The sequence below is a fragment of the Butyrivibrio hungatei genome (assembly GCF_001858005.1).
Lineage (GTDB): Bacteria > Bacillota > Clostridia > Lachnospirales > Lachnospiraceae > Butyrivibrio > Butyrivibrio hungatei.
Map to the genome: position 1 here is coordinate 2,336,547 of NZ_CP017831.1, position 26,376 is coordinate 2,362,922.

Genomic DNA, 26,376 nt, shown 5'->3' on the forward strand with positions numbered 1-26,376 from the left:
CTCCGAAAACATTATATTATTCTTTTACTGCTCCAACTATCATTCCTTTTACAAAGTATTTTTGCAGGAAAGGATAAACAAGCAGAATAGGCAAAACGCCTATAAAGATCTGTGAAGCCTTGATGGTCCTCTCGGACATGGCTGCTGCCGATGTCGGATCAAGTGCTAGATCCTGCTGATTACCCTGAACTACGATTACCTGTAGAAATGAAGCCAGTGGGTAGTTCTTGGTATCTGACATATATAGGATTCCAGTAAACCACTCATTCCAGTGACCTACCATTGTGAAAAGAGCCACAGTGGCAAGACCTGCCTTTGAAAGCGGTAAAAAAATCTTTAAAAGTACATCAAAAAAGCTGGCGCCGTCAATAAGTGCTGCCTCTTCAAGTGCCTTAGGGATTGACCTGAAAAAGTTCATGATAAGTATCAGATTGTAGCAGCTAAAAGCTCCTGGAAGAATATAAACCAGGAAGTTATTCTTAAGACCAAGAGATGTATTTACCATATATGAGGGGATAAGTCCACCTCCAAAAAGCATGGTAAACACGAAAAACCACATAAGAGGCGTTCTGCCTCTAAAATCCTTTGAAAGCGCGTAACCTGCTGTTGTGATCACGAACATAGAAAGCAGGGTTCCAAGAATTGTTCTTGCAAAAGAAATCTCAAGTGATCGTACAAAGTTACTGTTTTGAAGTGTCTTTTGATATGCAAGTATTGTTGGATCAACCGGCCAGAATGTTACGATTCCACTGTTAGCTGCTGCCTTTCCACTAAAAGAAATAGCAAGAAGGTTAATAAGTGGAAGTACGCACAAAAGCGCAAGTGAAACCAGAAAAATAGTATTTATTACAACAAATATCTTTCTACTGAATGAAACTCTCCTCATGATATTCTCCTTAGACCTTAGAAAATTCTGTAGCCAGCAAACTTATATGCCAGCTTATAAGCTATTACTGTCAGCATGAAGCTGATTCCTGACTTAAAAAGACCAACCGCTGTACCAAAGCTGTACTGGCCATTTATCAGAGATTGTCTGTACACATAAGTGTCAATGATATCTCCAGTACTGTAAGTCAGTGGAGAATATGTATTATAAATCTGATCAAATCCTGCATTAAGCACGTTTCCAAGACTAAGGGTTGCCATAACAATGATCATTGGCGCAATGCCAGGAAGTGTTATGTGAAGTGTCTGCTGAAATCTATTGGCACCATCCATCTGTGCTGCCTCATAGAGACTCTGATCGATATTGGATATGGCTGCAAGATAAACGATCATTCCAAATCCGAAACCTTTCCAAAGGTCAGACAATACTATGATCTGTCTATACATACCTGCTTCACCAAGGAAGAAGATTGGCTCCATGCCAAGTCTCTGGATCGCTGAGTTTACGATACCATCAAGACCAAGAACATCTCTCATCATTCCGGCAACAGTTACCCATGAAAGGAAATGAGGAAGATATACAAGAGTCTGAATGCCTTTCTTTAGTCCAACGTTACTTACCTCATTCAGCAAAAGAGCTATGACAATAGGAACAATGAGTCCTAATACGATCTTGCTGACTGCAATTATCAATGTATTGATTATTGCCTGATATGATTCCTGAAAAACAAAGATCTGTTTGAAGTTCTCCATTCCGATAAACTCAGAACCTGTTATTCCAAGCCATGGCTTGTAGTTCTGGAATGCCATGATAAGCCCGCCCATAGGCACGTAGCAAAAGATGATTGCAAGAACAAAAGCTGGCATGATCAGAACATATAATGCCCAGTTCCTTTGAATTTCCTGCTTCCAGCTTCGTTTTGGCTGCAAATATTTTTCCTTATCTTTTTCGCCTTTCATCATTTGTTTCCTCTCTATCTATAGGTTTTGGTATATGTAAATCAATTGATATAGGAAAATTATAGGAAACATTATTTTGGCAAAACATACCCTGATTTTTGGAAAGTGTCCTCATTTTTAATTACTTTAGTAATTAATAAAAAAAAGGTGGTGATCCGAAGATCACCACCCTCTCTCTATATATTTTCACATCACAGTTCGAATTTAGAAACAAACTTCTGAAGTTCCTGAGCGTTCTCAGCAAGCTTGTCGGAAGCTTCGGCAACTTCGTGGGTAGAAGCTGTCTGCTGCTGGGATGCTGCAGATACGTTCTGAGTCTCATCCGCTACACTTGTACTCATATCTTCGATCATTCTGATATTCTCGGCAATAGTGTCAGTACCAGCTGAAAGCTGACCAACAATCTCGCTCATTCTCTCTGACTGTTCTGAAATTGAGTAAACCATGTCAACGATGTTACTGAATGTATTACCAGCCTCGTTAACAGTCTCAGTTCCTTCTACTACATTCTGAGCGCCTTCTCTCATAGCTTCTACAGCTTCTTCAGAATTCTTCATGATATCTTCGATAAGTACTGTAATCTTTGCTGCAGCTTCATTTGACTGATCAGCAAGCTTGCTGATCTCGCTGGCAACAACTGCGAAGCCTTTACCCATCTCTCCTGCTCTGGCAGCCTCGATAGAAGCATTAAGTGAAAGGAGGTTGGTCTGGCTTGCGATTTCAGAAATAGTTTCAACAAAGCTATCAATATTCTTGAGCTGTTCACCAAGAGCATCTACAACTGATGCTGTATTCTCAACAGACTCTTTGATAGATCTCATCATGTTAGTAGCATTGGTCATATCATCAGCGCCCTTGGTAGCTGCTTCGTTTGTATTTTTGATCATATCAGTAGTTCTATTGATAGCATCCTTGAACTCCTGCATATTCTCGACAAAGTGCTTAGTCTCATCACTTGCTCCAGCAACTGCTGTTATCTGTCCATTGCAGGAATCAGCAACACTTGTACAGGAGTTAGCTACCATCTCACTGGCATCTGCTGACTGAGAAGCACTAGCTGAAAGCTCTTCAGATGCAGATGCAACATAGGATGTTGTATCGTAGATCTTCAACATAAGATCTCTGATACTTGTATGCATGGTATCAAGGGCTTCAGAAATCTGTCCGATCTCATTATTTTCATTTGAAAGCTTACGCACTTCTTCCATCTCTTCACTGTCAGTAAAATCGCTATTAGACATCTTGGTCATCTGATCAGTTACAAGAACGATAGGCTTAGTGATCCTCTTGCCAATATAAATTGCAATTATAGTACCTATTATGATAAGTATGATGACTACTACAATTGAATTCCAAATATTATATTTAAGCGAAAGGCTGGCTGAGTTACTATACTCTGCCTCAAGAGAGTCAATATAGTCTACCCAGACACCGGTACCCATAACCCAGTCAAACGGCTCATAGTAAGCTGTATAATTCACCTTTGGAAGAGGCTCTGTTTCATTTGGCTTAGCAAACATGAGGTTCGTATATCCACCGCCATCCTGCATACCATTTTTTATCATTTCCTGAATGAAATATGTTCCGTTAGGATCCTTTGCATCCCATCTGGACTGACCTTCTGTATCTCTTCCAAGAAGTACTACGTTGATACCCTTAGAAGTATCAATCCAGAAGTAGCCTGATCCGTCATTATATTTCATTTCTCTGATGATATTTGCTGCCTGCTCTTTTGCTTCGTCCAGCGTAATCTCACCATTTTGGTATCTCGCATACATATGAGCACAGACACTCATAGCGCACTGGGTCTCATTTTTAAGCTCAGCCTTGATATCTTCTTCAAGTCTGCTTCTATACTCATTGGCCCTCTTAGTATTAGTACTTACTGTACTATTGATTGAAAAGACTTCAATGGACAGCGTAGTTATAACTACTGCCAAAAGAATCGCTGCAACTATAACGGTCATCAAAGAACCACGTTTCTTAGCCATATACAAGCCTCCTTAATATATATAGAAACATAAAAAAATGCGCGTTCCATACATAAAATTTTAGACTAATACATGTGCCAAAACAAGCGTTATAACGTTATTTAATATTTTGTTTATTATTATAAAATATAGTTATTTTCTGAGTTAGTATTCCATGATCTTTTCTAAGATATCCATCTGATTTACGCAATATTTTTCATATACTGAAGACATTGCTTTTCTAAAGCGCTGCTTTTCTGCTGGTGAGATGGCAATGACTGTAACTCCGCTCTTTTCTGCGATCTCTCTGGATGTTTTTTCTCTTTCGTGCCAAAGCTGTCTTTCGTAAAGAGCTGACTCTTTTGCACAATCCATGATTATCTGCTGATCAGATTCACTTAGCTGATTCCATATCTCAGCTGAGCAGATCTGCATTTCAGGAACTCTGGTATGTTCATCTATAGTGTAGTATCTTGCTACATTGTAATGATCCATAGCTTCATAGGATGGCCAGTTATTCTCAGCACAGTCTACGATTCCCTGCTCAAGTGCTGAGTATACATCAGAATACACGATCTTTACTGGATTTGCGCCAAGAGCTGATACCATATCTGCCATCATATCTGATTCCTGGATTCTGATATTCATTCCCTGAAGGTCCTCAAGGCATGTGATAGGCTTGGTGCTATAGAAGTTTCTGGCTCCAGCATCATACCAGGAAAGCCCAACAAGATTGTACTCAGAGGCTTTAGAAAGGAACTCATCTCCAATCTCTCCATCCAGGACTCTCCACATGTGGTCAGAGCTTGAATAGAGATAAGGCATCTGGAGTATGTTCATATCAGGAACATACCCAGCAATCTGAGAAATAGATACTCTGGCAAAAGCAATACCGCCATATCGGAGCTGCTGAATGACTTCCATCTCGCTTCCAAGCTCAGCTCCGTGTTTTACCAATATCTTTATTCTTCCATCTGTGCGTTCATAGACAAGATCAGCAAATTTCTCTGCTCCTAACGTTGTTGGATAATCTGCCGTCTGGTTCTCAGCATAAAGAAACACAAAATCAGGAGACTCGTTCTTGGCGTTGCTTGTTCTCCACATATATATCCTGTTTCCAACAACGCAAAAAACGATCAAAGCTATTATGAAAATTATTCCATATGCCCATTTCTTTTTCATGATCCTAAAACTCCGATTCTGTATTCGCTAGGCGTCATGCCTACCATACGCTTAAAGACTCTTGTAAAATAATTAGCGTCTCTATAACCTGCTTTTTGGCCAACATCTTTAATGTTTATAAGTGGATTGGCAAGAAGCTCTTTGGCCTTCGCCATTCTATATTCATTCAGATATGTGATAAAGTTCTTTCCAAAATTCTGTTTAAAAAGCTTACAGAAATACACATCTGAATATCCGAGCACGCTTGCTATGTCCTGAAGGGCAATATCTTCGCTGTAGTGCTCGTCAATAAACGTAGTGATATCACTTATCAGTTTGTTCGACATATTTCCGCTTCCGTAAACTTTACAATGTTCAATTTCTTTGTCATTAAAACTATTTACACTAGTTGAAATGCTGGCCTTTTTATCACAAATATCAAAAGCTTCTTCAAGAACATTTATAAGATCTTCATCTGCCCCAGGCTTTAAAAGATAATCTAACGCTCTTACTCCAATAGCTTTTTTTGCATAACTAAATTCGTCAAAGGCAGTCAAAAAGATAATGCTACAGCTTCTGTCTTTTTTCCTGATCTCCTCAGCCGCTTCAAGGCCGTTCATTCCAGGCATCTCAATATCAAGTATAGCAATCTGGCATGAATTTTCCTCAAAGCTCTTAACAGCTTCCAAGCCATTTTCAGCCATAAATATCTCCACCTGTCCAGGGAAAAAGCCTGCTATCTTTTTATTTATAACCTGTCTCTCGATAGGTTCATCATCTGCTACTAGTATTCTGTACATATGCATTTCTCCTAGGCTACATCTCCCTGCATTGGAATATCAATGATAATTGTTGTACCAACATTTTTAGTGCTTTCAATTCTAAGGCTTCCGCCTTTGTACATGGTTCTGATCCTTCGGTTAATATTTCCAAGGCCTATTCCGATGACATCTTTGTCAATGACCTTCTCATTTCCAATCTCCAGCTGAGCCCTTACTTTTTCAAGGAGCTCTTCATCCATGCCTTCTCCAGTATCAGATACTTCGATATGGAGCATATCTTCATTTTGCCTGATCTTTATAAGTATCTTTCCACCCTCAACCTTACGGGAAATGCCATGAATAATAGCATTTTCAAGAAGTGGCTGGAATGTGAATGTAGGAACGATAACCTTGTTTTCATCCACATCAGAATCTACTTCAAAAGACACTCTATCTCCAAATCTCATTTTCTGAAGATACATATAGTCTCTGGAAATCTTGAGTTCCTGGGCAAGAAGTGCCTCTTTTGCCTGGTTCTTGAGATTGTATCTAAAGAGAGAGCTAAGGGCCTCTATCATCTGCTCAGTAGTTGGAGCATCCTCAAGATTTGCTGTACCTGCAATCACGTTCAAGGTATTAAAAAGGAAGTGTGGATTGATCTGGCTCTTTAAAAGCTCTAGGTTCATGGTCTCCATCTGCTTTTCAATCTCCAGATTTTCAAGTTCCTTTGCATGTAGCTGGTCTAGAACTATCCTCCTGTCTTCCATACCTCTGATATACTCGCCGGTAGCGTATTTCATCTTGTTAAAGGCGGTTACCAGCTCACCCATTTCATCCTTGTTATCAGCCTCGACATCGTCAATGAAAAAGTCATTGGCTGCAATCTTTCTGGAAGCATTGGCAAGCTTTAAAACTGGCACGCTGATAGAATTGTCCATGATCTTAGACATCTTGTAGATCACAAGAACAATAATTACTCCAAGAGCGGCTACGAGAAATGGCACACTAATGATAACAGGCATCAGCTTTTTATAACTAAAATTGCCCTCTCGCATGGTCTTATCCACAAGTCTCTGAGCATAGACACTTAGATACTTTTGCATGTTATAAACATCATAAAGCTTGTCTATATCAAGATGACCTGATTGATACTGTTCTATTACCTCGTTTCGCGCCTGGCTATAGCTTAAATAAGCTGTCCGGAGCGATGATAAAAGAGCATATCTCTCCTCTCCAAGTCGCTTATAGACCAAAGGATTCTTGTCAAAGGCCTTTTGGGTAGCAGCGACACTCTTTTCCCATTCAGTGGTATCCACAGAATCTGATCTGTGAATGTAAGAATCAAAAGTATCTATCTCGCTTGATATGGCTGCAACCAGCTCTCCGCTGTGGGAATTGTCCTCCATGATATCATTAAAGTCCATCATGAAGAGCTTAATTATCCACACATCAAATAAAAGAGCTGCCAAAATAGCGATGAATACACTGCTAGTAAAAGCTCGTATCTTATTTTTTATTGTTAGGTTTTTCCAAAAATTTCGTATTTTTATCATATGCTTAAAAAAAAGAGGCCGCGTTTGTTATAGGAATAATTATAGCGCTGCCTCTTTTAAATTACTATTTGAAACTAACCTTTAATTTTGCTACAGAGATACTGATAAAAGCTCTCTTTCTGGTCTCCAAGGACTCTGTTTGTGAGCATATAACCATGTCTGTCATCTGACATTACGATGATCATATTGCTACGTTTAATGGCGTTAGAGATCTTTTTCCATTTGATATCCTCAGACTTACCGCCTGTCTCAACATGTACTCCCCTGTCATCAAATGACAGCTCCATGTCCTTTGGCATGTCCTCTAACTGCTTGGCACTCTTGCCATATGTTGCCAGAGGCTGAATAACTGGAAAAAGAAGACATCCTATGACCATCACACTTCTCATAAATGAGGAGGCTTCTCCCCAAAATCTGATCACAAGGGCTATCATAGCAACTGTAAATACTACATTTACTACTCCAACGATTGACTTGTAAGTGCGCTTCATAGCCATTTTCCACAGGTCTGATGCTTTAACGTCACATTTAAACTTATAATCCATAAAAAGACCTTTCAGCAAATATTACTTCATAAGCAGGTTTGGAAGGAACATGCTTATTTCAGGTATAAATGTAAGCAGTAAAAGAACTAAGATCATGCAAAGATAAAATGGTAATGTTGCCTTTACTACTTTTTCCATCTTAACCTTACCAACTGCAGATCCAATGAAAAGAACTGCACCTACAGGAGGTGTAAGAAGTCCGATACCACAGTTAAGTATGATCATTATACCAAACTGAATTGGATTAATACCAATTGATGTTGCAATTGGAAGAAGGATAGGTGTTGCAATCAGGATGATTGGAGCCATATCCATGATACATCCAAGTACCAAAAGAATAAGGTTAAGTAAAAGTGCTATAAGAACTGGATTTCTTGTAAGTCCAATTATAGCATTAGCAGCAATATCTGGAACATGAAGTGTTGTAAGGCAATATCCAAAGATACTTGATGTAGAGATAAGGATAAGCACGATTGATAGTGTGTCAACGCATGACTCAAGTGTTTTCCATACGCCCTTCCAATCAAGTCCCTTATAGATGAATACGCTTACGATAAGGCTATAGATAACGGCTACGGCAGCTGACTCAGTCGCTGTGAATACACCACCTACTACGCCTACTACTACGATGATAACTGCTGCAAGAGCCCAGAATGAAGTTCCGAGCTGCTTAACAAATGCTTTGATGCTGAATGGTTTTCCCTTAGGATAATTGCGCTTCTTTGAAATAATATAAGAGCCGACCATAAGAGAAAGTGCAAGGAGTGCTCCTGGAACATATCCAGCAAGGAACAGGCTTCCTACAGAAACTCCACCAGCACTCATAGCATAGATTACCATGTTATGAGAAGGAGGAACAAGGAGTCCTTCGCAAGAAGATGTAATTGTTACGGCTGTTGAGAAATCATCGTCGTAACCCTGCTCAACCATCATAGGAATAAGGATACTTCCAAGTGAAGCAGTATCTGCTGCTGCAGATCCTGAAATTCCACCAAAAAAGTAGGATGCCACAATGTTAACCATGGCCATACCACCTGTCATCCAACCTACACAAGCATCCGCCAATGCAATAAGTTTTTCAGAGATACCACCCTGTCCCATGAGACATCCCATCGTGATAAAGAATGGAACGGCCATAAGAGAGAAAGAACTGATACCTTTAACCATCTGCTGACAAACTGTTGTAAGTGGAAGTCCCTGATAAAGAAGACAGAGGATAGATGATAAAGCAACCGCGTAAGCAATCTGGAATCTTAAAAATATCATTACTAAGAAGCTAATAAGCAAAATAGCAATAGCAGTAGAATTAACGGTCATTATTTATCCTCCTCCTTTATAAAGAAACCTTTGATGTGGTTATAGATTGCCTCAAGCTGAAAAACGATCATGGCAAATCCAGCCACAGGAATTGGAAAATACATCCAAAACCTTGATAACTTTGGAAGAGAAACATAAGATCCCTTGCTACCGATTGTTGAAGCATACTTCCAACCAACAATGAGCATTACAAATGCAAGGAATAAAATACATAAGTCTGAAAGCAAATCTAAAATCTTGATTACTTGTTTAGGTAGATATCTATCAAATGCAGTCATACGAATATGAGCACCGCGTCTGATTGCAAGTGCAGCTGATATAACAGCCATGTAAGCCATAAGTGTAAGGACAACCTCTTCACTCCAAGATGGATCTGGAATGAAAGAAACATATCTTCCAAGAACACTCATGCTGGTGATCAGAATGTCTGTCACCAGCAAGAGTTTACATACAAATAGCATTACTTTATAAGTAATATCGTATACAGGTTTGATCTTATCTACCGCTTTGAAGAAAGAATTCATAGTACCTCTTTTCTATAAAACGGTTTGATAAAGTTTAATTATTTCATGTCAACGATCTTCTGGTAGTAATCCTCAAGACCCTTAATATTCTCTTCGATTACAGGCTTAACAGCTTCCTGCCAAGGTGTGATGTCATCAACTTCGATGATTGTTACACCATCAGCCTTGAGCTGCTCAAGTACTTCGTTCTCTTTCTCTTCTGAGATTGAACGGTTGTACTCAGATGCTGCCTTACCAGCCTCAACGAGGATATCCTGCTGCTCAGGTGTAAGCTTATTCCAAGCCTCATCTGTGATAACAACCTGGATAGCACCAAGTGTATGGCCATCAAGGATCATGTATGGAGCAACTTCTGGGAATGCGTTTGACTTATAGTTAGCGATTGGCTGCTCAGCTGCATCAACTACACCAGTCTGAAGTGCACTGTAAAGCTCACCGAAAGCAACTACTGTAGGGTTAGCGCCAAGGCCTTCAACAAGACCATTCATAACAGGGTCGTTAGATACACGGATCTTCATGCCCTTGAATGACTCAATACCTGTGATCTCGTTAACTGTGAAGAAATGACGGAAACCTTCCTCACCATAGAAGAGACCTCTTACACCACTACCATTCTCTGAAGATTCCTGAAGGAATTCCTGAGCAAGGTCTGATGTAGCGAAGTTCCAGAAATGATCACGGCTTGTGAAAATGTATGGAAGTGAAAGAAGCATTGACTTCTGTCCGCCGTATGGTGTAAGAGCGAAAGCAGAGATACGAGACATATCAATTGTTCCGCCACCACCAAGCATTGTGTCAAGTACGTCGTTCTCTGAACCAAGAACACCACTTGCCTGAAGGTCAATGATGATAGATCCATTTGATCTAGCCTCAACTTCTTCCTTGAACTTCAGATCTGTCATACCAACAATAGTATCAAGAGGGTTAACCTCAGCCATTACAAGAGTAATAGCATCTGCTGCAGGAGTAACTGCTTCAGCTGAATCAGCTGCAGGAGCCTCTGCTGTCTCTTCCTGTGTCTCAGCTGCAGGTGTCTCTGCAGGAGCTTCAGGAGCCTGAACGCCACATGCTGTCATTGAAAGAACAACAGCTGCTGTCATTAATACTGATACAAATCTTTTTTTCATTTTTCAAATAACCTCCCTTTTGAATTAAAAAAAAATAATGACAATTGTCTTATCGACAATGTCATTATAAATTAGCGTTAGACCATATAAAATCGGACATATTTAGCATGGCATAGCACATTTTTAACACAAAAAAGCATGAATCCGGAGGAATTTCCTAATATATAAAAAAAGACTGCCGTATGCTAAATACGACAGTCAGTAAAATCTTAATTACTTATCTCTCCAGATGATTCTACCCTTTGTGAGATCATAAGGTGAAAGCTCAAGAGTAACCTTATCTCCTGGTAAAATTCTAATGAAGTTCTGACGAAGCTTACCACTGATATGAGCAAGTACAACGTGTCCGTTCTCAAGCTCTACCTGGAACATTGTGTTAGGAAGCTTCTCAATAACCTTTCCTTCAATTTCAATTACATCAGCCTTTGACATCTTTATCCTCCTACTTAACTATCAAATGATTGTCAATATTTCTGGTTCACCATCAGTTATGGCGATTGTATTTTCATAATGTGCGGCCAGGGAACCATCAACAGTTACCACTGTCCAGTCATCATCCAGCCAGCCAACATATCTTTGGCCCATTGCTATCATTGGTTCCACACAGATTGTCATTCCTTTTTGTAGTTTAACACCTCTGCGCCACTGTTTAAAGTTCGGAACCATGGGTTCTTCATGAAGGCTTGTGCCTATTCCATGACCTGTAAGCTCTCTTACTATACCATATCCATAGGGCTTAATATAATTATCTATCGCTTTGGATATATCGTAAAGTCTATTTCCAGCTTTGGCCATTTTAATGCCTTCAAAAAAGCTTTCTCTGGTTACATCGATCAGCTGCTGAGCTTCATCACTGATCTTACCAACGCCCCAAGTTCTTGCAGCGTCTGAATGATAACCCTTATATATCAGTCCTGTATCAAAGGTAACAATATCACCTTCTTTAAGGATCTTATCGGCACTTGGTATTCCGTGAACTACTTCATCATTAACTGATATGCACACAGAAGCAGGAAATCCTTCATAATTCTTACAATTTGGTATCCCGCCTAGAGCTCTAATAGTCTTTTCGCCAATCTCGTCAAGTTCTAAAGTAGAGATTCCAGGCCTGACCGCAGCATGTAGCTCGTCGTGAACCTTAGCTAAAAGATGCCCTGATTCTCTCATAAGATTTAATTCTTCATCTGTCTTAATTGAGATAACTTTACGCATTCAAAATACCTACAATATTATCAAATACTTCCTGCATATCCTTAGTACCGTCAACAGTCTTTAAGATATTCTTCTTATCATAGTAATCGATAAGTGGCTGTGTCTGCTCATGATATACAGATAATCTATTCTGAACTGTTTCAGGCTTATCATCATCCCTAAGAACAAGTTCGCTTCCACATTTATCGCATATTCCCTCAGTCTTTGGTGGAATATGTTTGATATGATAAGTAGCACCACACTTAAGGCATGCTCTTCTTCCTGACATTCTGTTTACGATATTCTCATCAGGAACGTCAACGTTGATAGCATAATCAACCTTATCCCCAAGCTTTGTAAGCTCGCTATCTAATACGTCTGCCTGTGGTATAGTACGTGGGAATCCGTCAAGAACATATCCGTTCTTGCAATCTTCATTTGCAACTCTGTCCAAAAGAAGCTCAACTGTAAGTTCATCTGGAACAAGCTGTCCCTTATCCATGTACTCTTTTGCTTTCTTACCAAGTTCTGTACCATTCTTGATATTAGCTCTGAAAATATCTCCTGTAGAGATATGTGGGATATTATACTTATCCGCGATCATCTGTGCCTGTGTGCCTTTTCCAGCACCAGGTGCACCCAACATAATTATCTTCATACTTTGCTTCCCCTTAAAAAATACACTTAAACTAGAAAGAAGAGGCTCCAGGGCTACTAGAAGCCCCGTAACCTCTTTTTTTCATAAAATCAATCTTCCAGGAAACCTTTGTAATTACGTACAAGCATCTGTGATTCGATCTGCTTGATTGTCTCAAGTATAACGCTTACCACGATGATAAGGCTGGTTCCACCGAATGAAACCTTCGCACCGAACAAACCATTGAATACGATAGGTAATACGCCAATAATGATAAGGCCGCATGCACCTATGAAAATGATGTAGTTCAAAATGCTTGTAAGGTATTCGCTAGTTGGCTTACCTGGTCTGATTCCAGGAATAAATCCGCCCTGCTTCTTCATATTGTCTGCAATCTCAATTGGATTAAATGTAATTGATGTGTAGAAATATGCGAAGAAGATAAGCAAGAGTATGTATACAACCAAACCAAGTGTATATACAGGGTGATTTGGATTGCACCAGTTACTCTGATTTAAAAATGCAACTGCCTTGCCCCAGAATCCTGATCCATTATATCCAACAAGCTGGGTAATAATGATCGGGAACTGGAAAAGTGACATTGCAAAAATAATTGGCATAACGCCGGCTGTATTAACCTTGAGAGGAATTTCAGAATGGTTTCCACCATATGTCTTTCTTCCCTGAATCTTCTTAGCATACTGAACAGGAATTCTACGCTCAGCGCCGTTAAGAAGAACTACCAATACAACCATAAAGATAATAACCGCAATAATAACTATTGCTGATACTACTCCCCTTGCAATAGGCTTTCCGCTCACAAACTGACCGAATAGTGAGCTGATATCTGACGGCATTCTTGAAAGAATGTTGATAGTCAGAACTATTGATATACCGTTTCCAACCCCATTTTCCGTGATTCTTTCACCAATCCACATCAGGAATGCACTACCAGCTGTGAGTGCTGCAACAATCTGAACTACAAGGAATGGATTCTGTGAAGTAAGGAATCCTGTGTTCCTGTAAAAGCCGATTGCCATGGCTATTGATTCGATAAGAGCTAAAGCTACAGTGATATATCTTGTAAGCTTTGTAAGCTTCTTTCTTCCATCTTCGCCATCCTTCTGCCACTCCTCAAACTTAGGAATAGCAATTGTAAGAAGCTGAATGATAATGGAAGAAGTGATGTATGGTGTGATATTGAGTGCCAAGATTGACATGTTCTCAAAAGATCCACCAGTGAATCGATTCATAAAACCAAATGCATCACTCTCTGTCAAACCCTGAAACCAGTTCTTAAAAACTGTTGTATTCATACCTGGAACTGGAATAGCAGATCCAAGTCTGATAAGGGCTAGCATCGCAAGAGTAAATAGAATCTTCATTCTAATTTCTTTGACTTTTAATGCATTCATTAGGGACTTAAACATTAGATCACCTCTGTTGTTCCACCAAGTGCCTCGATTTTCTCTTTAGCTGATGCGCTGAACGCATTTGCTTTAACCGTAAGCTTCTTAGTAAATTCGCCGTTTCCAAGAATCTTAACACCATCAAGCTCTTTCTTGATGATTCCAGCATCCTTAAGTGCCTGAACGTCAACAACTGCACCGTTGTCGAATGCTTCAAGTGAGCTTAAGTTGATACCAACAATGTTCTTGTGGTTGATGTTCTTGAAGCCTCTCTTAGGAAGTCTTCTGAACAATGGCATCTGACCACCTTCGAAACCAAGTCTTGGAGCTCCTGAACGAGCCTTCTGACCCTTGTGTCCCTTACCAGCAGTCTTGCCGTTTCCTGAACCATGTCCACGGCCTCTTCTAAAATTATCGCTCTGTACTGAACCTTCAGCAGGTCTTAAGTTGGATAATTCCATGATATTCCTCCTTATACATACTGGGGCTTATGCCGCTCAGCGCAGTACACAATATACATTATATACCACTCGCGTACACTTAGAACAGCCCCAGTTACAATTAATGTTTCAATTATGTCGAGATTAGATCTCTTCTACCTTTACAAGGTGTCTGATCTGCTGAATCTGTCCTCTTGTTGCTGAGTTATCAGGAAGTTCAACAGAACTGTTAAGTTTCTTGAATCCCATTGATTTTACTGTTGCTACCTGCTTAGGTACAGCGCCAATTGTGGACTTAACCAATGTGATCTTGAGTTTCTTTTCGCTTGCCATTGATAATATCCTCCTATTATGCTGTTACTTCTGCAACAGACTTGCCGCGCTTAGCAGCAACTTCTTCAGGTGTCTTTAACTGAGCAAGACCGTTGATTGTTGCATAAACAACGTTCTGCTTGTTGTTAGAACCAAGTGACTTTGTTCTGATGTTTCTGATACCTGCAAGCTCACATACTGAACGAGCAGGACCACCAGCGATGATACCAGTACCTTCTGGAGATCTCTTAAGTAATACTTCAGCAGAGCCGAACTTACCTACGAAATCATGTGTAATACTGTTATTCTCGTCAAGAGGTACAGTAATGAGGTTCTTAGTAGCATCCTCTTTACCCTTACGGATAGCATCTGGGATTTCTGTTGACTTGCCCAGACCAACACCAACGTGTCCGTTGTTATCACCTACTACAACAAGTGCTGTGAACTTCATGTTACGTCCACCCTTAACAACCTTAGTAACACGCTTGATGGTTACAACTTTATCTGTCAATTCGAGCTGACTAGCATCTACGATTGTACGCTTCATATTGTGTTTTCTCCCTTCTTAGAATTCCAAGCCAGCTTCTCTGGCAGCATCAGCAAGGGCTTTAACCTTACCGTGATAAATATAACCGCCTCTATCGAATACTACGGCCTTGATACCTTTTTCAATTGCTCTCTTAGCAACTACATCACCGATCTTTGAAGCTGCATCAATGTCATCTGTATTCTTAAGCTCAGCCTTGATATCTTTTTCAAGAGTTGAAGCAGATACAAGTGTCTTACCAGCTACATCATCAATAACCTGTGCATATACGTGATTATTGCTTCTAAATACTGCTAAACGTGGTCTCTCAGCTGTTCCGCTGAAACGATTACGAATCTTCATGTGCTTTTTAACACGAATTTTCTGTCTTGATTCCTTACTAACCATTTTGCACTCTCCTTCTTAATTATTTCTTACCAGTCTTACCAACTTTACGTCTGATAACCTCATCAGCATACTTGATACCCTTGCCCTTATATGGCTCTGGAGCTCTCTTTTCTCTGATGATTGCAGCGTGCTGTCCAACTGCTTCCTTATCAATTCCCTTAACTGTAATTACCTGACCCTCAACAACTGTCTCGATTCCTTCTGGATCAACAAGTTCTACTGGGTGAGAATAACCAAGTGTGAGAGAGAGTGTCTTACCATTCTTAGCAGCTCTGTAACCTACACCGTTAACCTCAAGCTTCTTTTCGTAGCCATCTGTAACACCAACAACCATGTTGTTAAGAAGGCTTCTTGAAAGACCATGTAAAGCCTTTGTCTTTTTCTGATCGTCAGGTCTTTTAACCTCGATCTGTCCGTCTTCCTGTGAGAAAGAAATCTCAGCTGGGAAAACTCTTGTAAGAGTACCCTTAGGTCCCTTTACAGTCACCTTATTATTTTCTGCAACTTCTACTGTTACACCAGCAGGAACTGCGATTGGCATTTTTCCAATTCGTGACATGCCCGTACCTCCAATTTACCAAATGAATGCAAGAACTTCGCCACCAACCTGGAGCTCTCTTGCTTTTTTATCAGTTACAACGCCCTGGTTTGTTGAAATAATTGCAATACCAAGTCCGCCTAATACTCTAGGAAGCTCATCCTTGCCTGCGTATACACGAAGACCAGGCTTTGAGATTCTCTTAAGACCAGTGATAACCTTATCATTTCTGTCAGCACCATACTTAAGAGTGATGTGAAGATTCTTGAATGCTCCATCTTCTACTACATCAAGCTTCTTAATATAACCTTCCTCAAGAAGAATGTTTGCGATAGCAAGCTTCATCTTTGAAGAAGGAACATCAACAGTGTCATGCTTAGCAGTATTTGCGTTACGAATTCTTGTAAGCATATCTGCAATAGGATCGTTCATTGCCATTTTAAAATTGCCTCCTTAATTATTATTGCTTCGCCTTACTACTCCCCGAATTGAGCAGAGACACGAAGCCGCAATGTGTTTAATTGTTATTTAGTGGTCCCCATCCTGAACCACCTAAATGATAGTTCTGCTCTCGCAGATTACCATGATGCCTTACGAACACCAGGAATCTCGCCCTTATATGCAAGTTCACGGAAGCAAATTCTGCAGATTCCGTACTTTCTAAGATATGCATGAGGACGACCGCAGATCTTACAACGATTATAAGCACGTGTAGAGAACTTTGGTTTCATCTGCTGTTTAACCTTCATGGATAATTTAGCCATGTGTCTTATTCCCTCCTATTACTTTGCAAAAGGCATATTGAACAGTGTAAGAAGCTCACGAGCCTCTTCATCTGTCTTAGCTGTTGTTGTGAAAATGATGTCCATACCTCTTGTTTTGTCAATCTTATCGTACTCGATCTCAGGGAAGATAAGCTGCTCTTTGATACCAAGAGCGTAGTTACCTCTACCATCGAATGAGTTAGGATTGATTCCTCTGAAGTCACGTACACGAGGAAGAGCAAGGTTTACAAGACGATCAAGGAAATCGTACATCTTGTCACCACGGAGTGTTACTTTACATCCGATTGGCATACCCTCTCTTAACTTGAAGTTAGCGATTGACTTCTTAGCCTTTGTGTAAACAGGCTTCTGGCCTGAAATAATAGCCATATCGTTTGCAGCATTCTCAAGAAGCTTTGCGTTCTCCTTAGCTTCTCCTACTGCCATATTGATAACGATCTTGTCGAGCTTTGGAACTTCCATTACGTTCTTGTAACCGAACTTCTTTGTCATAGCATCAACGATCTCGTTCTTGTATAAATCCTTATATCTACTCAACGCTTAATACCTCCTTCCTAAATTAGTCGATAACCTCACCAGTCTTTTTAGCGATGCGGTTCTTCTTTACAACCTTACCATTATCATCCTTTTCAACCTTGAAACCGATTTTAGTAGGCTGTCCGTTATGAAGATACACAACGTTTGAGATATCAAGAGCAGCTTCGCGCTCTACAATACCGCCATTAGGATTCTTTGCAGAAGGCTTCTCGTGCTTTGTAACCTTGTTAAGGCCCTCAACAACTACCTTTCCGTTCTTTACATCAACAGAAAGAACTTTTCCTTCTTTATCGATTTCTCTTCCGGCGATAACTCTTACCATATCACCCTTCTTAATCTTACTAGTTGACATCTGGGCGCCTCCTTATAATACTTCAGGAGCAAGAGAAAGAATCTTCATGAATTTCTTCTCACGAAGCTCTCTAGCTACTGGTCCAAAAATACGTGTTCCCTTAGGCGTACCATCTTCATTGATAACAACAGCAGCGTTCTCATCAAATCTGATGTAGGAACCGTCCTTACGACGTGTCTCTTTAACAGTACGAACGACAACAGCCTTAACAACGTCACCCTTCTTTACAACTCCACCGGGTGTTGCTTCTTTAACTGAAGCAACGATTGTGTCGCCGATTCTCGCATATCTTCTTGTAGATCCACCCATAACACGGATTGTAAGAAGCTCTTTAGCACCTGTGTTATCAGCGACTCTAAGTCTACTTTCCTGCTGAATCATGATATTTCTCCTTTTTTTGTATTACTTTGCACGTTCAATTATGGATACAAGTCTCCATCTCTTATCCTTGGAGATAGGCTTTGTCTCCATTACCTTAACTGTGTCACCAATACGGCACTCATTGTTCTCGTCATGAGCCTTAAGCTTGTAAGTTCTCTTTACGATCTTCTTGTAAAGAGGATGCTTAACATGGTCCTCAATGGAAACTGTGATGGTTTTGTCCATCTTATCGCTTGTTACTTTTCCAACACGCGTTTTTCTTAAATTTCTTTCCACGATCTTTTCTCCTTTTAGATTAGACAAAGGTATTAGTTAGCTGCCTTTGCGTTCTGTGTGATTACAGTCTGGATTCTTGCAATATTTCTTCTTACTTCTTTAATTCTTGCTGTATTATCCAACTGGTTTGTAGCGTTCTGGAATTTTAAGTTGAAAAGTTCCTTCTTAGCTGATACAAGCTCAGTCTGAAGCTCATCAGCTGACTTAGCCTTCAACTCATCTACATACTTATTAGTTTTCATTAGATACACCGCCTTCCAAATCAGCCTTTGAAACGATCTTGCACTTACAAGGAAGCTTATGCATAGCAAGACGAAGAGCTTCTCTTGCGTCGGCCTCGGCAACACCGCCGATTTCGAACATTACACGACCAGGCTTAACAACAGCTACCCATCTATCTACGGCACCCTTACCAGAACCCATACGAGTTCCAAGAGGCTTCAATGTGATAGGCTTGTCAGGGAAAATTTTGATCCAAACCTGACCACCACGCTTGATGAAACGTGTCATAGCAACACGGGCTGCCTCAATCTGATTTGAATTGATCCAGCAAGGCTCAAGCGCAACAATACCGAACTCACCATAAGTGATTGTAGTACCACGAGTAATTTTATGAGCCATTGAACCGCGGAACTGCTTGCGGTGCTTAACTCTCTTTGGCATTAACATTATTTATCGCTCCCTTCCTTATCTGAATTCTCACCTGCTTTAGTTGGAAGTACTTCACCCTTATAGATCCATACCTTTACACCAACCTTACCATAGGTTGTATCTGCTTCAGCAAAACCATAATCGATGTCTGCTCTAAGAGTCTGAAGAGGAATTGTTCCCTCGCTGTAGAACTCTGAACGAGCGATATCAGCACCGCCGAGACGGCCTGAGCAGCATGCCTTGATACCAAGTGCATCTGTCTTCATTGTTCTGCTCATGCATGACTTCATTGCTCTTCTGAATGATACACGGTTCTCGAGCTGCTGAGCGATATTCTCTGCAACAAGCTGTGCATCCTTATCAGGCTTCTTGATTTCTTTGATATCAACAAGAACTTTCTTGTCTGTGAGCTTTGAAAGCTCCTTCTTGGTTACTTCGATTTCAGCACCGCCCTTACCGATTACGACACCAGGCTTAGCTGTATAAACGATAACCTTAACTCTATCTGATGCTCTCTCGATCTCGATCTTAGAAACACCAGCTGCATATAACTTCTTCTTCAGAAATTTTCTGATATTATAATCTTCTACAAGATTATTGGCGAAATCGCCAGATTCAGCATACCACTTGGAATCCCAGTCAGCGATAACACCGACTCTGAGGCCATGAGGATTAACTTTCTGTCCCATTCTTAGGTTCTCCTTTCAATTATCTCTCGTCCAAAATAACAGTGAGATGGCTCATTCTCTTATTGATTCTGTATGCTCTACCCTGTGCTCTAGGCTGAATTCTCTTCATGATAGGGCCGTTGCTAGCAGTGCACTCAGCAATATAGAGATTTGATCTGTTCATACCCTTGTTGTTCTCAGCGTTAGCTACAGCGCTTGCAAGAAGCTTGTAGATTACGCTTGAAGCATATCTAGGATTGTACTGAAGGATTGCAAGTGCAGTCTCAACGTCCTTTCCTCTGATAGCATCCATGACAAAGCATGCCTTCTGAACTGGTATTCTTGCGTAAGATAACTTTGCAAAAGGTCTTGTTTCTTTATTGTCACGATTTCTTTCTCTTTTGATTTTTGATCTATGCTTGATCTCCATTTCCATGGATATAACCTCCTTTCGTTAAAACACTTCTTAGTTTACGCTGCTCTTTCTCTCTGCAGGAGAGTTTCCAGCATGTCCTCTGAATGTTCTTGTAGGAACAAACTCACCAAGCTTGTGTCCAACCATATCTTCAGTAACATATACAGGAATATGCTTTCTTCCATCATGAACAGCAATTGTGTGTCCAACAAAAGATGGGAAAATTGTAGAACGACGTGACCATGTCTTAACAATCTGCTTCTGGCCCTCTGCGTTCATAGCATCTATCTTCTTAAGCAGGCTTGCGTCTGCAAAAGGTCCCTTTTTAAGTGATCTAGACATTTTATTCCTCCTTATTTGATGGCTTTACCGTTTCTTCTTCTTACGATGAGCTTGTTAGAAGCCTTCTTAGCCTTACGTGTCTTATAACCAAGAGCTGGCTTGCCCCAAGGTGTGCTAGGACCAGAACGTCCGATAGGAGCTCTACCTTCACCACCACCGTGTGGATGGTCGTTAGGGTTCATAACAGAACCACGAACTGTAGGTCTGATGCCCATGTGACGAATTCTTCCGGCTTTACCATAGTTGATAAGGTTGTGATCACCATTTCCAACAACACCGATTGTAGCTCTGCACTCGATAGGAACCATTCTCATCTCACCTGAAGGAAGACGAAGTGTAGCGTACTTACCTTCTTTAGCCATGAGCTGTGCAGCGTTTCCTGCTGAACGAACCATCTGTCCGCCCTTACCAGGATAAAGCTCAATGTTGTGTACGTTTTCACCGACAGGAATCTGTGAAAGTGGGAGGCAGTTACCAACACGGATCTCAGCGTTAGCACCGTTCATAACTGTCATGCCATCTGTTAAACCGTTAGGTGCAAGGATATAAGCCTTTGTGCCATCCTCGTACTGGATAAGTGCGATATTTGCTGATCTGTTAGGATCATACTCAATTCCGATAACCTTTGCAGGCATATCATCCTTGTTTCTTCTGAAATCGATAATTCTGTACTTAACTCTGCCGCCGCATCCGCGATGTCTTACTGTGATCTTACCCTGGTTGTTACGACCAGCCTTGCTGTTCTTAGAAACAACGAGTGACTTCTCTGGTGTAGACTTTGTAATCTCTGAGAAATCTGATCCAGTCATGTTTCTTCTGGATGGGGTATATGGGCCGTATTTCTTAATTCCCATGATATTTTCTCCTTTTGTTTTATCACGCGTCTAGTGATTACTCACTTGAATCCCGGGCTCTTCTTGGATTCGCACGTATAATTATTAGTTATAAATTAGAGTCCCTGGAAAATCTCGATGTCCTTGCTATCAGCTGTAAGCTGAACGATTGCTTTCTTAGTCTTAGCTGTGAAACCAACAGTCATGCCACGTCTCTTCATCTTGCCGTTTGCATTAACTGTGTTAACCTTAGCAACCTTAGCTCCCTCGAACATCTTCTCTACAGCTTCCTTGATCTGAGTCTTGTTAGCTTCTGGATTAACAAGGAAAGTGTACTTCTTCTCGCTCATGCCAGCCATGCTCTTCTCTGTAAGAACTGGCTTAAGGATTACGTCATAATACTGTAATGCTGCCATTAGCAATACACCTCCTCTATCTTAGCAACTGCATCCTTTGTAAGGACGAGTGTTCTAGCGTTTACGATATCATACACATTAAGTGTGTTTGTAAGTGTTGTGTTTGCTTCAGCAAGGTTTCTAGCTGAAAGAACAACATTCTTATCATTATCTGCAAGTACTACAAGAGCCTTACGAGTAGCCTTGAGGTTGTTCATAACCTCTGCAAATCTCTTTGTCTTGATCTCGTCGAACTTAAGCTCGTCAACAACGATGATGTTGTTGTTCTGAACCTTATCTGTAAGAGCAGACTTAAGAGCAGCTCTCTTCTCTTTCTTGTTCATCTTGAAAGAATAATCTCTTGGAACTGGAGCGAATACAACTCCGCCGCCCTTCCACTGAGGAGCTCTGATAGATCCCTGTCTTGCATGACCTGTTCCCTTCTGTCTCCAAGGCTTTCTTCCGCCTCCTGAAACTTCAGAACGTGTCTTAGCTTTCTGTGTACCCTGGCGCTTGTCAGCGAGCTGCTGAAGAACTGCCATGTGCACAAGATGTTCATTTACTTCAACTCCGAAGATAGCATCGCTTAAATCGATCTTGCCAACTTCTTTGCCTTCCATATTGTAAACAGATACATTAGCCATCTGTATGGTCCTCCTTTCGCGTTCTTATTAGCCTATTGCCTTAACTGTTTCTTTGATAGCAACAAGTCCCTTCTTAGGTCCTGGAATAGCACCCTTAACAAGAATAAGATTCTTGTCAGCATCTACTCTAACAACCTCAAGATTCTGAACTGTTACTTTTACACTGCCCATGTGACCAGGCATTCCCTTGCCCTTGAATACGCGGCTAGGATCTGAACTTGAACCATTAGAACCCTGATGACGGTGGAACTTGGAACCGTGTGCCATAGGTCCTCTGTGCTGACCATTCTTCTTAATAGCACCCTGGAATCCTTTTCCCTTTGAAACTGCTGTAGCATCAATCTTGTCGCCTTCTGCGAAGATATCAGCCTTGATCTCAGCGCCAAGAGCATACTCTGCAGCATTCTCAAGCTTGAACTCTCTTACATATCTCTTGCAAGAAACTCCAGCTTTCTTGAAATGTCCCTGCTCAGCCTTTGTAGCGCCATGACGGTGGTAGATTGTCTTGCTACCGTTCTTGTCCTTGTTAACAACTTTTTCTTTCTTGTCAACATATCCAACCTGAACAGCGCTATAACCGTCGTTCTCTACAGTTTTGATCTGTGTTACTACACATGGTCCTGCCTGAAGAACAGTTACAGGAACAAGTGAACCATCTTCTTTGAAGATCTGAGTCATTCCGACTTTAGTAGCTAAAATAGCCTTCTTCATGTTTTTTACCTCCTATTACGTCTACAGCGGATGCTTGGTTCGTTCGCAATGTCGCTTTAATTGTCTGCAACGTGACAATTCTCCAGTTTTCACGGCATCATGCGTCTCGCATCATACTAGTAGAGGTCAATGTTACTTAAATTATTTCATCTTGATGTTTATGTTTACACCAGCTGGCATCTCGAGTCTCTGAAGAGCCTCAACTGTCTTTGATGTAGGTGTGATGATATCGATAAGTCTCTTATGTGTTCTCTGCTCGAACTGTTCTCTAGAATCTTTGTACTTGTGAACCGCTCTTAAGATAGTAACAACTTCCTTCTTAGTAGGAAGAGGTACTGGTCCACTTACCTGAGAACCGTTCTTCTTGACTGTCTCGATAATCTTCTTGGCAGATGCATCAACAAGCTGATGATCATAAGCCTTAAGTGTAATTCTCATTACCTGATTTGCCATAAAAAAAGTCGCCTCCTTTTCGCACTTTTAATGAAGTACGACAAGCGGTGACTGTACACTCTCCCGTGTGTGTCCTAAACCTTAATACATAATAAGATCATGGATTTACTACACGTCGTTTCTGCCTTGGGTTAGTCGGCAGACTCTTTAATTACTGTACAGTGACTTGTCGTCAGTTTGGTTGGCCTTGGTTCGGCCTCTAGACATTCGCTCCACGGAAAACCTGCTTAACTGGATAAAGCAGCAACCTCACGCTTCATAGCTATCATGTCACAGCGTTTATGAGTATAAAACATTTTGTTATTTAATGCAACACCTTTTTAAAAATTAATCTCTTTTATGGTAAAATCAGCCTTTTTTAACTATTTTTCTTGATCGAAATTAATCTTTTTATTCATTTAGGTGACTATAAACAGGTGCTGTAGTACAATGTGACCTGCACATTATCGCAAATCATAACATTTATTAATAGAAAAAACTATTATCAGAGTTTAAACTATTATAAAGAATACATTATATGGAAGGAATTAGATCTATGTGGATTGCAGACGGATGGAAAGACTATGAAGTATTAGACACCTCAAGCGGTGAGAAACTTGAACGTTGGGGTGACTATTTACTCGTAAGACCGGACCCGCAGGTTATTTGGAATACAGAGAAGAAACATTACGGATGGAAGAAATTCAACGGCCATTACCATCGTAGCAATAAAGGCGGCGGTGAATGGGAATTCCATAAGCTTCCAGAAGAATGGACTATTAATTATAAGGAACTTACATTTAATCTTAAGCCTTTCAGCTTCAAGCACACAGGTCTTTTCCCTGAACAGGCAGCTAACTGGGATTGGTTTTCTTCATTAATAAAGGAAGCCGGTCGTCCAATTAAAGTTCTTAACCTCTTTGCTTATACAGGTGGCGCTACTGTTTCTGCCGCCAAGGCCGGGGCAAGCGTAACTCACGTTGATGCCGCCAAGGGTATGGTTGCTTGGGCAAAAGAGAATGCGGCTTCATCAGGACTTGCTGATGCTCCTATCAGATATCTCGTTGATGACTGCGTTAAGTTTGTTGAAAGAGAAATAAGACGCGGCAACAAATATGACGCCATCATCATGGATCCTCCTTCATATGGTAGAGGTCCTAAGGGTGAGATCTGGAAAATTGAAGAATCTGTTTTCCCATTTATTCAGTTATCTGCTAAGCTCCTTTCAGATAACCCACTGTTCTTCCTTATTAACTCATACACAACAGGTTTACAGCCAGCAGTTCTTTCTTATATGCTTCATACAGTCCTCGATCCTATACACGAAGGAACTGTAGAGGCTAATGAGATTGGACTTCCTGTAAAAGGGAATGGTCTTGTACTTCCATGCGGAGCAAGTGGACGCTGGACAGCAAAATAAAAATCATATTTCTACATATAAAAAATGAAGCTTGGAAAAATCCAAGCTTCATTTTATTTGTCACATATTAGTTAAGACTTACTGATACTGCATGATAGTACTCATCAGAGCCACGCTCGATCACTACTGAAATATTCTTGTCCTGAAGGATTACAGGGCATCTTGAGAAGTTTGTAGCTGCATCAAGTTTGATCTGCATTGTTCCGCCGCTTGTTTCCAGATAAAGTGTATTCTCTGTTGTGCTTGAGTTAACCTTACCTGAAACTGTAGTCTTGGATGAAGCATCCAGTGTTACTTCAGAAGCTGCACTAGCTGAGTTATTAACAAGCTTGGATGTATGATTCCATGCATCACTTCCTCTGTAGAAGTTAACTGTAATACTTTCGCCTGGCATAAGTACGCGGCAAGCACTTGCATCTGTTGCAAGATCAAGGACAAACTCCATTGTTCCTGCTGATGTTGAAAGATAAAGAATCGAAGAAGTAGTACCCTTCTCTACTGTTCCAGTTACACCGCTTCCTGAAGAAGTACCAGCTGCTGAACTTGATGTAGCAGAGGCTCCGCCATTACTTGAAATTGAAAGAGCATGCATATAAGCATCTGATCCTCTTGCAACTACAACTTGAACACTCTTACCAATGATGAGCATTGTAACGCCTGAAAGATCTGTTTCATCATCCATCTTGATCTGCATTGTTCCGTTGTCTGTATTTAAATATAGAAGTTCTTCTGATGTACCTTTTGCAATAGTACCTTTTACTGTTGCTTTGTTGTTAGCATCAATGGTTACCTTACCAACCTTTGCTGTTCCAGTAAGAGTAGATGCATGCCAATATTCATCACTTCCTCTATAGCATGAAGCTGTAATACTGCTTCCTGGAAGAATAAGCTTGGTTCCACTTACCTGAGTTGAACTGTCGATTTTGATTTCCATTGTTCCACCGCTTGTGGACAGATACAGGATATCTGAAGTTGTTTTATCAGAAACCGTCCCTGAGAAGGTGGTCTCTGCCGCCTTAGTATCAACAGAATATGTAAATGCTGTAGTCAATATCAGTATAAGCGTAAGCAGTACGCTTAATATCATCGATATTCGTTTTTTCATAATGTTTTTACCCCTTTCATACAACATCTTCCTTTTTCCATACTCTATTATACATCATATGGTATATGTTGCAAAGCATGTTAAAATGCCAAAAGTTAGAAGTCGAAGCTCCCCCACTACATCCAAGGCTTCCGTCCTCCTGTGTCCAGACCGGCGGAAATAAGA

At 40.7% G+C, this 26,376-nt stretch carries 37 protein-coding genes; 1 reads left to right on the forward strand and 36 read right to left on the reverse strand.

Annotation, left to right across the window (positions count from 1 at the left end; translation table 11 throughout):
* Nucleotides 1–16 precede the first annotated feature (16 nt).
* From bhn_RS10805 to rpsJ, 35 genes are all read right to left on the reverse strand, one after another.
* A complete protein-coding gene (locus bhn_RS10805; RefSeq protein ID WP_071176711.1) occupies nt 17–886 on the reverse strand; it encodes a carbohydrate ABC transporter permease in 870 nt (289 codons plus the stop codon).
* 17 nt (nt 887–903) lie between these two features.
* Nucleotides 904–1,848, reverse strand: coding sequence for an ABC transporter permease (locus bhn_RS10810; protein ID WP_083385928.1), 945 nt, complete (start codon nt 1,846–1,848; stop codon nt 904–906).
* Nucleotides 1,849–2,036: 188 nt separating this feature from the next.
* Nucleotides 2,037–3,836, reverse strand: coding sequence for a methyl-accepting chemotaxis protein (locus bhn_RS10815; protein ID WP_071176712.1), 1,800 nt, complete (start codon nt 3,834–3,836; stop codon nt 2,037–2,039).
* Between the two features lie 144 nt (nt 3,837–3,980).
* The gene (locus tag bhn_RS10820) at nt 3,981–4,997 is read right to left on the reverse strand and encodes a TRAP transporter substrate-binding protein (protein ID WP_071176713.1); all 1,017 of its coding nucleotides are present in this window, start codon (nt 4,995–4,997) and stop codon (nt 3,981–3,983) included.
* Complete coding sequence (locus tag bhn_RS10825) at nt 4,994–5,776, reverse strand: response regulator transcription factor (RefSeq protein ID WP_071176714.1); 783 nt, start codon at nt 5,774–5,776, stop codon at nt 4,994–4,996. Before bhn_RS10825 ends, bhn_RS10820 begins: the two co-directional genes overlap by 4 nt.
* An 11-nt stretch (nt 5,777–5,787) precedes the next feature.
* Nucleotides 5,788–7,206: a sensor histidine kinase gene (locus tag bhn_RS10830; protein ID WP_236845911.1), complete on the reverse strand. Its 1,419-nt coding sequence runs from the start codon at nt 7,204–7,206 to the stop codon at nt 5,788–5,790.
* A 158-nt stretch (nt 7,207–7,364) separates the two neighbouring features.
* Entirely contained in the window at nt 7,365–7,835 is a 471-nt protein-coding gene (locus bhn_RS10835; RefSeq protein WP_071176715.1) for a YcxB family protein, read from the reverse strand.
* Between the two features lie 21 nt (nt 7,836–7,856).
* Nucleotides 7,857–9,152 carry a TRAP transporter large permease gene (locus bhn_RS10840; protein ID WP_071176716.1) on the reverse strand — a complete coding sequence of 432 codons (1,296 nt, stop codon included), beginning with the start codon at nt 9,150–9,152 and terminating at the stop codon, nt 7,857–7,859.
* Entirely contained in the window at nt 9,152–9,676 is a 525-nt protein-coding gene (locus tag bhn_RS10845) for a TRAP transporter small permease (protein ID WP_071176717.1), read from the reverse strand. Before bhn_RS10845 ends, bhn_RS10840 begins: the two co-directional genes overlap by 1 nt.
* Before the next feature lie 38 nt (nt 9,677–9,714).
* Nucleotides 9,715–10,803, reverse strand: a complete 1,089-nt coding sequence (locus bhn_RS10850; protein WP_071176718.1) for a TRAP transporter substrate-binding protein — start codon at nt 10,801–10,803, stop codon at nt 9,715–9,717.
* A gap of 213 nt (nt 10,804–11,016) precedes the next feature.
* Entirely contained in the window at nt 11,017–11,235 is a 219-nt protein-coding gene (gene infA, locus bhn_RS10855; RefSeq protein WP_013280019.1) for a translation initiation factor IF-1, read from the reverse strand.
* A 21-nt stretch (nt 11,236–11,256) separates the two neighbouring features.
* A complete protein-coding gene (gene map / locus bhn_RS10860) occupies nt 11,257–12,015 on the reverse strand; it encodes a type I methionyl aminopeptidase (RefSeq protein ID WP_071176719.1) in 759 nt (252 codons plus the stop codon).
* Nucleotides 12,008–12,652 (reverse strand): adenylate kinase, encoded by a 645-nt coding sequence (locus bhn_RS10865; RefSeq protein ID WP_071176720.1) that lies wholly within the window; start codon nt 12,650–12,652, stop codon nt 12,008–12,010. The genes map and bhn_RS10865 overlap by 8 nt, the downstream gene beginning before the upstream one ends.
* Before the next feature lie 89 nt (nt 12,653–12,741).
* Nucleotides 12,742–14,061 (reverse strand): preprotein translocase subunit SecY, encoded by a 1,320-nt coding sequence (secY, locus tag bhn_RS10870; protein WP_071176721.1) that lies wholly within the window; start codon nt 14,059–14,061, stop codon nt 12,742–12,744.
* The gene (gene rplO, locus bhn_RS10875; protein WP_071176722.1) at nt 14,061–14,501 is read right to left on the reverse strand and encodes a 50S ribosomal protein L15; all 441 of its coding nucleotides are present in this window, start codon (nt 14,499–14,501) and stop codon (nt 14,061–14,063) included. Before rplO ends, secY begins: the two co-directional genes overlap by 1 nt.
* 123 nt (nt 14,502–14,624) lie before the next feature.
* Nucleotides 14,625–14,813, reverse strand: a complete 189-nt coding sequence (rpmD, locus tag bhn_RS10880) for a 50S ribosomal protein L30 (RefSeq protein WP_022764368.1) — start codon at nt 14,811–14,813, stop codon at nt 14,625–14,627.
* Between the two features lie 16 nt (nt 14,814–14,829).
* Nucleotides 14,830–15,339, reverse strand: a complete 510-nt coding sequence (gene rpsE / locus bhn_RS10885) for a 30S ribosomal protein S5 (RefSeq protein ID WP_026515602.1) — start codon at nt 15,337–15,339, stop codon at nt 14,830–14,832.
* Between the two features lie 18 nt (nt 15,340–15,357).
* Nucleotides 15,358–15,726 carry a 50S ribosomal protein L18 gene (gene rplR / locus bhn_RS10890; protein ID WP_071176723.1) on the reverse strand — a complete coding sequence of 123 codons (369 nt, stop codon included), beginning with the start codon at nt 15,724–15,726 and terminating at the stop codon, nt 15,358–15,360.
* A gap of 19 nt (nt 15,727–15,745) precedes the next feature.
* Entirely contained in the window at nt 15,746–16,285 is a 540-nt protein-coding gene (rplF, locus tag bhn_RS10895; protein WP_071176724.1) for a 50S ribosomal protein L6, read from the reverse strand.
* A 15-nt stretch (nt 16,286–16,300) separates the two neighbouring features.
* Nucleotides 16,301–16,702, reverse strand: coding sequence for a 30S ribosomal protein S8 (gene rpsH, locus bhn_RS10900; RefSeq protein WP_013280010.1), 402 nt, complete (start codon nt 16,700–16,702; stop codon nt 16,301–16,303).
* Nucleotides 16,703–16,842: 140 nt separating this feature from the next.
* The gene (locus bhn_RS10905) at nt 16,843–17,028 is read right to left on the reverse strand and encodes a type Z 30S ribosomal protein S14 (protein ID WP_071176725.1); all 186 of its coding nucleotides are present in this window, start codon (nt 17,026–17,028) and stop codon (nt 16,843–16,845) included.
* Nucleotides 17,029–17,046: 18 nt separating this feature from the next.
* Nucleotides 17,047–17,586, reverse strand: a complete 540-nt coding sequence (rplE, locus tag bhn_RS10910) for a 50S ribosomal protein L5 (RefSeq protein WP_022772938.1) — start codon at nt 17,584–17,586, stop codon at nt 17,047–17,049.
* Between the two features lie 22 nt (nt 17,587–17,608).
* Complete coding sequence (rplX, locus tag bhn_RS10915) at nt 17,609–17,938, reverse strand: 50S ribosomal protein L24 (protein WP_071176726.1); 330 nt, start codon at nt 17,936–17,938, stop codon at nt 17,609–17,611.
* Between the two features lie 12 nt (nt 17,939–17,950).
* Entirely contained in the window at nt 17,951–18,319 is a 369-nt protein-coding gene (rplN, locus tag bhn_RS10920; RefSeq protein WP_022764361.1) for a 50S ribosomal protein L14, read from the reverse strand.
* 21 nt (nt 18,320–18,340) lie between these two features.
* Nucleotides 18,341–18,595 carry a 30S ribosomal protein S17 gene (gene rpsQ / locus bhn_RS10925; RefSeq protein ID WP_013280005.1) on the reverse strand — a complete coding sequence of 85 codons (255 nt, stop codon included), beginning with the start codon at nt 18,593–18,595 and terminating at the stop codon, nt 18,341–18,343.
* Between the two features lie 32 nt (nt 18,596–18,627).
* Nucleotides 18,628–18,837 (reverse strand): 50S ribosomal protein L29, encoded by a 210-nt coding sequence (gene rpmC, locus bhn_RS10930; RefSeq protein WP_024865221.1) that lies wholly within the window; start codon nt 18,835–18,837, stop codon nt 18,628–18,630.
* Nucleotides 18,827–19,264 carry a 50S ribosomal protein L16 gene (rplP, locus tag bhn_RS10935; protein ID WP_071176727.1) on the reverse strand — a complete coding sequence of 146 codons (438 nt, stop codon included), beginning with the start codon at nt 19,262–19,264 and terminating at the stop codon, nt 18,827–18,829. Before rplP ends, rpmC begins: the two co-directional genes overlap by 11 nt.
* Complete coding sequence (rpsC, locus tag bhn_RS10940) at nt 19,264–19,935, reverse strand: 30S ribosomal protein S3 (protein ID WP_022778093.1); 672 nt, start codon at nt 19,933–19,935, stop codon at nt 19,264–19,266. Before rpsC ends, rplP begins: the two co-directional genes overlap by 1 nt.
* A 19-nt stretch (nt 19,936–19,954) precedes the next feature.
* Nucleotides 19,955–20,344: a 50S ribosomal protein L22 gene (gene rplV, locus bhn_RS10945; RefSeq protein ID WP_071177512.1), complete on the reverse strand. Its 390-nt coding sequence runs from the start codon at nt 20,342–20,344 to the stop codon at nt 19,955–19,957.
* Nucleotides 20,345–20,380: 36 nt separating this feature from the next.
* Nucleotides 20,381–20,671 (reverse strand): 30S ribosomal protein S19, encoded by a 291-nt coding sequence (rpsS, locus tag bhn_RS10950; RefSeq protein WP_013280000.1) that lies wholly within the window; start codon nt 20,669–20,671, stop codon nt 20,381–20,383.
* A gap of 11 nt (nt 20,672–20,682) precedes the next feature.
* Nucleotides 20,683–21,525: a 50S ribosomal protein L2 gene (rplB, locus tag bhn_RS10955; protein WP_071176728.1), complete on the reverse strand. Its 843-nt coding sequence runs from the start codon at nt 21,523–21,525 to the stop codon at nt 20,683–20,685.
* A 95-nt stretch (nt 21,526–21,620) separates the two neighbouring features.
* Nucleotides 21,621–21,920 (reverse strand): 50S ribosomal protein L23, encoded by a 300-nt coding sequence (gene rplW, locus bhn_RS10960; RefSeq protein ID WP_071176729.1) that lies wholly within the window; start codon nt 21,918–21,920, stop codon nt 21,621–21,623.
* A complete protein-coding gene (gene rplD, locus bhn_RS10965) occupies nt 21,920–22,543 on the reverse strand; it encodes a 50S ribosomal protein L4 (RefSeq protein ID WP_071176730.1) in 624 nt (207 codons plus the stop codon). Before rplD ends, rplW begins: the two co-directional genes overlap by 1 nt.
* Before the next feature lie 27 nt (nt 22,544–22,570).
* Nucleotides 22,571–23,254: a 50S ribosomal protein L3 gene (rplC, locus tag bhn_RS10970; protein ID WP_071176731.1), complete on the reverse strand. Its 684-nt coding sequence runs from the start codon at nt 23,252–23,254 to the stop codon at nt 22,571–22,573.
* Between the two features lie 141 nt (nt 23,255–23,395).
* On the reverse strand, nt 23,396–23,707 hold the full coding sequence (gene rpsJ / locus bhn_RS10975; RefSeq protein WP_013279995.1) for a 30S ribosomal protein S10: 312 nt from the start codon (nt 23,705–23,707) through the stop codon (nt 23,396–23,398).
* 535 nt (nt 23,708–24,242) lie between these two features.
* Between rpsJ and bhn_RS10980 the strand changes: the two genes are divergently transcribed.
* Nucleotides 24,243–25,106, forward strand: coding sequence for a class I SAM-dependent methyltransferase (locus bhn_RS10980; RefSeq protein WP_071176732.1), 864 nt, complete (start codon nt 24,243–24,245; stop codon nt 25,104–25,106).
* Nucleotides 25,107–25,173: 67 nt separating this feature from the next.
* Here bhn_RS10980 and bhn_RS10985 read toward each other — a convergent pair whose 3' ends face one another.
* Entirely contained in the window at nt 25,174–26,211 is a 1,038-nt protein-coding gene (locus tag bhn_RS10985; RefSeq protein ID WP_071176733.1) for a hypothetical protein, read from the reverse strand.
* Between the last annotated feature and the right edge of the window lie 165 nt (nt 26,212–26,376).

Excerpts from the sequence above, each read along its gene's own strand:
- map (WP_071176719.1), bottom strand. The coding sequence starts at position 12,015 with ATGCGTAAAGTTATCTCAATTAAGACAGATGAAGAATTAAATCTTATG.
- rpmC (WP_024865221.1), bottom strand. The coding sequence starts at position 18,837 with ATGAAAACTAATAAGTATGTAGATGAGTTGAAGGCTAAGTCAGCTGAT.
- bhn_RS10820 (WP_071176713.1), bottom strand. The coding sequence starts at position 4,997 with ATGAAAAAGAAATGGGCATATGGAATAATTTTCATAATAGCTTTGATC.
- rpsH (WP_013280010.1), bottom strand. The coding sequence starts at position 16,702 with ATGGCAATGAACGATCCTATTGCAGATATGCTTACAAGAATTCGTAAC.
- rplP (WP_071176727.1), bottom strand. The coding sequence starts at position 19,264 with ATGTTAATGCCAAAGAGAGTTAAGCACCGCAAGCAGTTCCGCGGTTCA.
- rpsC (WP_022778093.1), bottom strand. The coding sequence starts at position 19,935 with ATGGGACAGAAAGTTAATCCTCATGGCCTCAGAGTCGGTGTTATCGCT.
- secY (WP_071176721.1), bottom strand. The coding sequence starts at position 14,061 with ATGTTTAAGTCCCTAATGAATGCATTAAAAGTCAAAGAAATTAGAATG.
- infA (WP_013280019.1), bottom strand. The coding sequence starts at position 11,235 with ATGTCAAAGGCTGATGTAATTGAAATTGAAGGAAAGGTTATTGAGAAG.
- bhn_RS10845 (WP_071176717.1), bottom strand. The coding sequence starts at position 9,676 with ATGAATTCTTTCTTCAAAGCGGTAGATAAGATCAAACCTGTATACGAT.
- rplF (WP_071176724.1), bottom strand. The coding sequence starts at position 16,285 with ATGTCACGAATTGGAAAAATGCCAATCGCAGTTCCTGCTGGTGTAACA.
- bhn_RS10810 (WP_083385928.1), bottom strand. The coding sequence starts at position 1,848 with ATGATGAAAGGCGAAAAAGATAAGGAAAAATATTTGCAGCCAAAACGA.
- rplB (WP_071176728.1), bottom strand. The coding sequence starts at position 21,525 with ATGGGAATTAAGAAATACGGCCCATATACCCCATCCAGAAGAAACATG.
- rpsS (WP_013280000.1), bottom strand. The coding sequence starts at position 20,671 with ATGTCTAGATCACTTAAAAAGGGACCTTTTGCAGACGCAAGCCTGCTT.
- bhn_RS10825 (WP_071176714.1), bottom strand. The coding sequence starts at position 5,776 with ATGTACAGAATACTAGTAGCAGATGATGAACCTATCGAGAGACAGGTT.
- rplC (WP_071176731.1), bottom strand. The coding sequence starts at position 23,254 with ATGAAGAAGGCTATTTTAGCTACTAAAGTCGGAATGACTCAGATCTTC.
- bhn_RS10865 (WP_071176720.1), bottom strand. The coding sequence starts at position 12,652 with ATGAAGATAATTATGTTGGGTGCACCTGGTGCTGGAAAAGGCACACAG.
- rplW (WP_071176729.1), bottom strand. The coding sequence starts at position 21,920 with ATGGCAGCATTACAGTATTATGACGTAATCCTTAAGCCAGTTCTTACA.
- rplX (WP_071176726.1), bottom strand. The coding sequence starts at position 17,938 with ATGTCAACTAGTAAGATTAAGAAGGGTGATATGGTAAGAGTTATCGCC.
- rplD (WP_071176730.1), bottom strand. The coding sequence starts at position 22,543 with ATGGCTAATGTATCTGTTTACAATATGGAAGGCAAAGAAGTTGGCAAG.
- bhn_RS10905 (WP_071176725.1), bottom strand. The coding sequence starts at position 17,028 with ATGGCTAAATTATCCATGAAGGTTAAACAGCAGATGAAACCAAAGTTC.
- rplO (WP_071176722.1), bottom strand. The coding sequence starts at position 14,501 with ATGGAATTATCCAACTTAAGACCTGCTGAAGGTTCAGTACAGAGCGAT.
- bhn_RS10835 (WP_071176715.1), bottom strand. The coding sequence starts at position 7,835 with ATGGATTATAAGTTTAAATGTGACGTTAAAGCATCAGACCTGTGGAAA.
- rpsE (WP_026515602.1), bottom strand. The coding sequence starts at position 15,339 with ATGAAGCGTACAATCGTAGATGCTAGTCAGCTCGAATTGACAGATAAA.
- bhn_RS10980 (WP_071176732.1), top strand. The coding sequence starts at position 24,243 with ATGTGGATTGCAGACGGATGGAAAGACTATGAAGTATTAGACACCTCA.
- bhn_RS10850 (WP_071176718.1), bottom strand. The coding sequence starts at position 10,803 with ATGAAAAAAAGATTTGTATCAGTATTAATGACAGCAGCTGTTGTTCTT.
- rplV (WP_071177512.1), bottom strand. The coding sequence starts at position 20,344 with ATGGAGATCAAGCATAGATCAAAAATCAAAAGAGAAAGAAATCGTGAC.
- rpmD (WP_022764368.1), bottom strand. The coding sequence starts at position 14,813 with ATGGCAAGCGAAAAGAAACTCAAGATCACATTGGTTAAGTCCACAATT.
- bhn_RS10805 (WP_071176711.1), bottom strand. The coding sequence starts at position 886 with ATGAGGAGAGTTTCATTCAGTAGAAAGATATTTGTTGTAATAAATACT.
- rplR (WP_071176723.1), bottom strand. The coding sequence starts at position 15,726 with ATGGTTAGTAAGGAATCAAGACAGAAAATTCGTGTTAAAAAGCACATG.
- bhn_RS10815 (WP_071176712.1), bottom strand. The coding sequence starts at position 3,836 with ATGGCTAAGAAACGTGGTTCTTTGATGACCGTTATAGTTGCAGCGATT.
- bhn_RS10985 (WP_071176733.1), bottom strand. The coding sequence starts at position 26,211 with ATGAAAAAACGAATATCGATGATATTAAGCGTACTGCTTACGCTTATA.
- rplN (WP_022764361.1), bottom strand. The coding sequence starts at position 18,319 with ATGATTCAGCAGGAAAGTAGACTTAGAGTCGCTGATAACACAGGTGCT.
- bhn_RS10840 (WP_071176716.1), bottom strand. The coding sequence starts at position 9,152 with ATGACCGTTAATTCTACTGCTATTGCTATTTTGCTTATTAGCTTCTTA.
- rpsJ (WP_013279995.1), bottom strand. The coding sequence starts at position 23,707 with ATGGCAAATCAGGTAATGAGAATTACACTTAAGGCTTATGATCATCAG.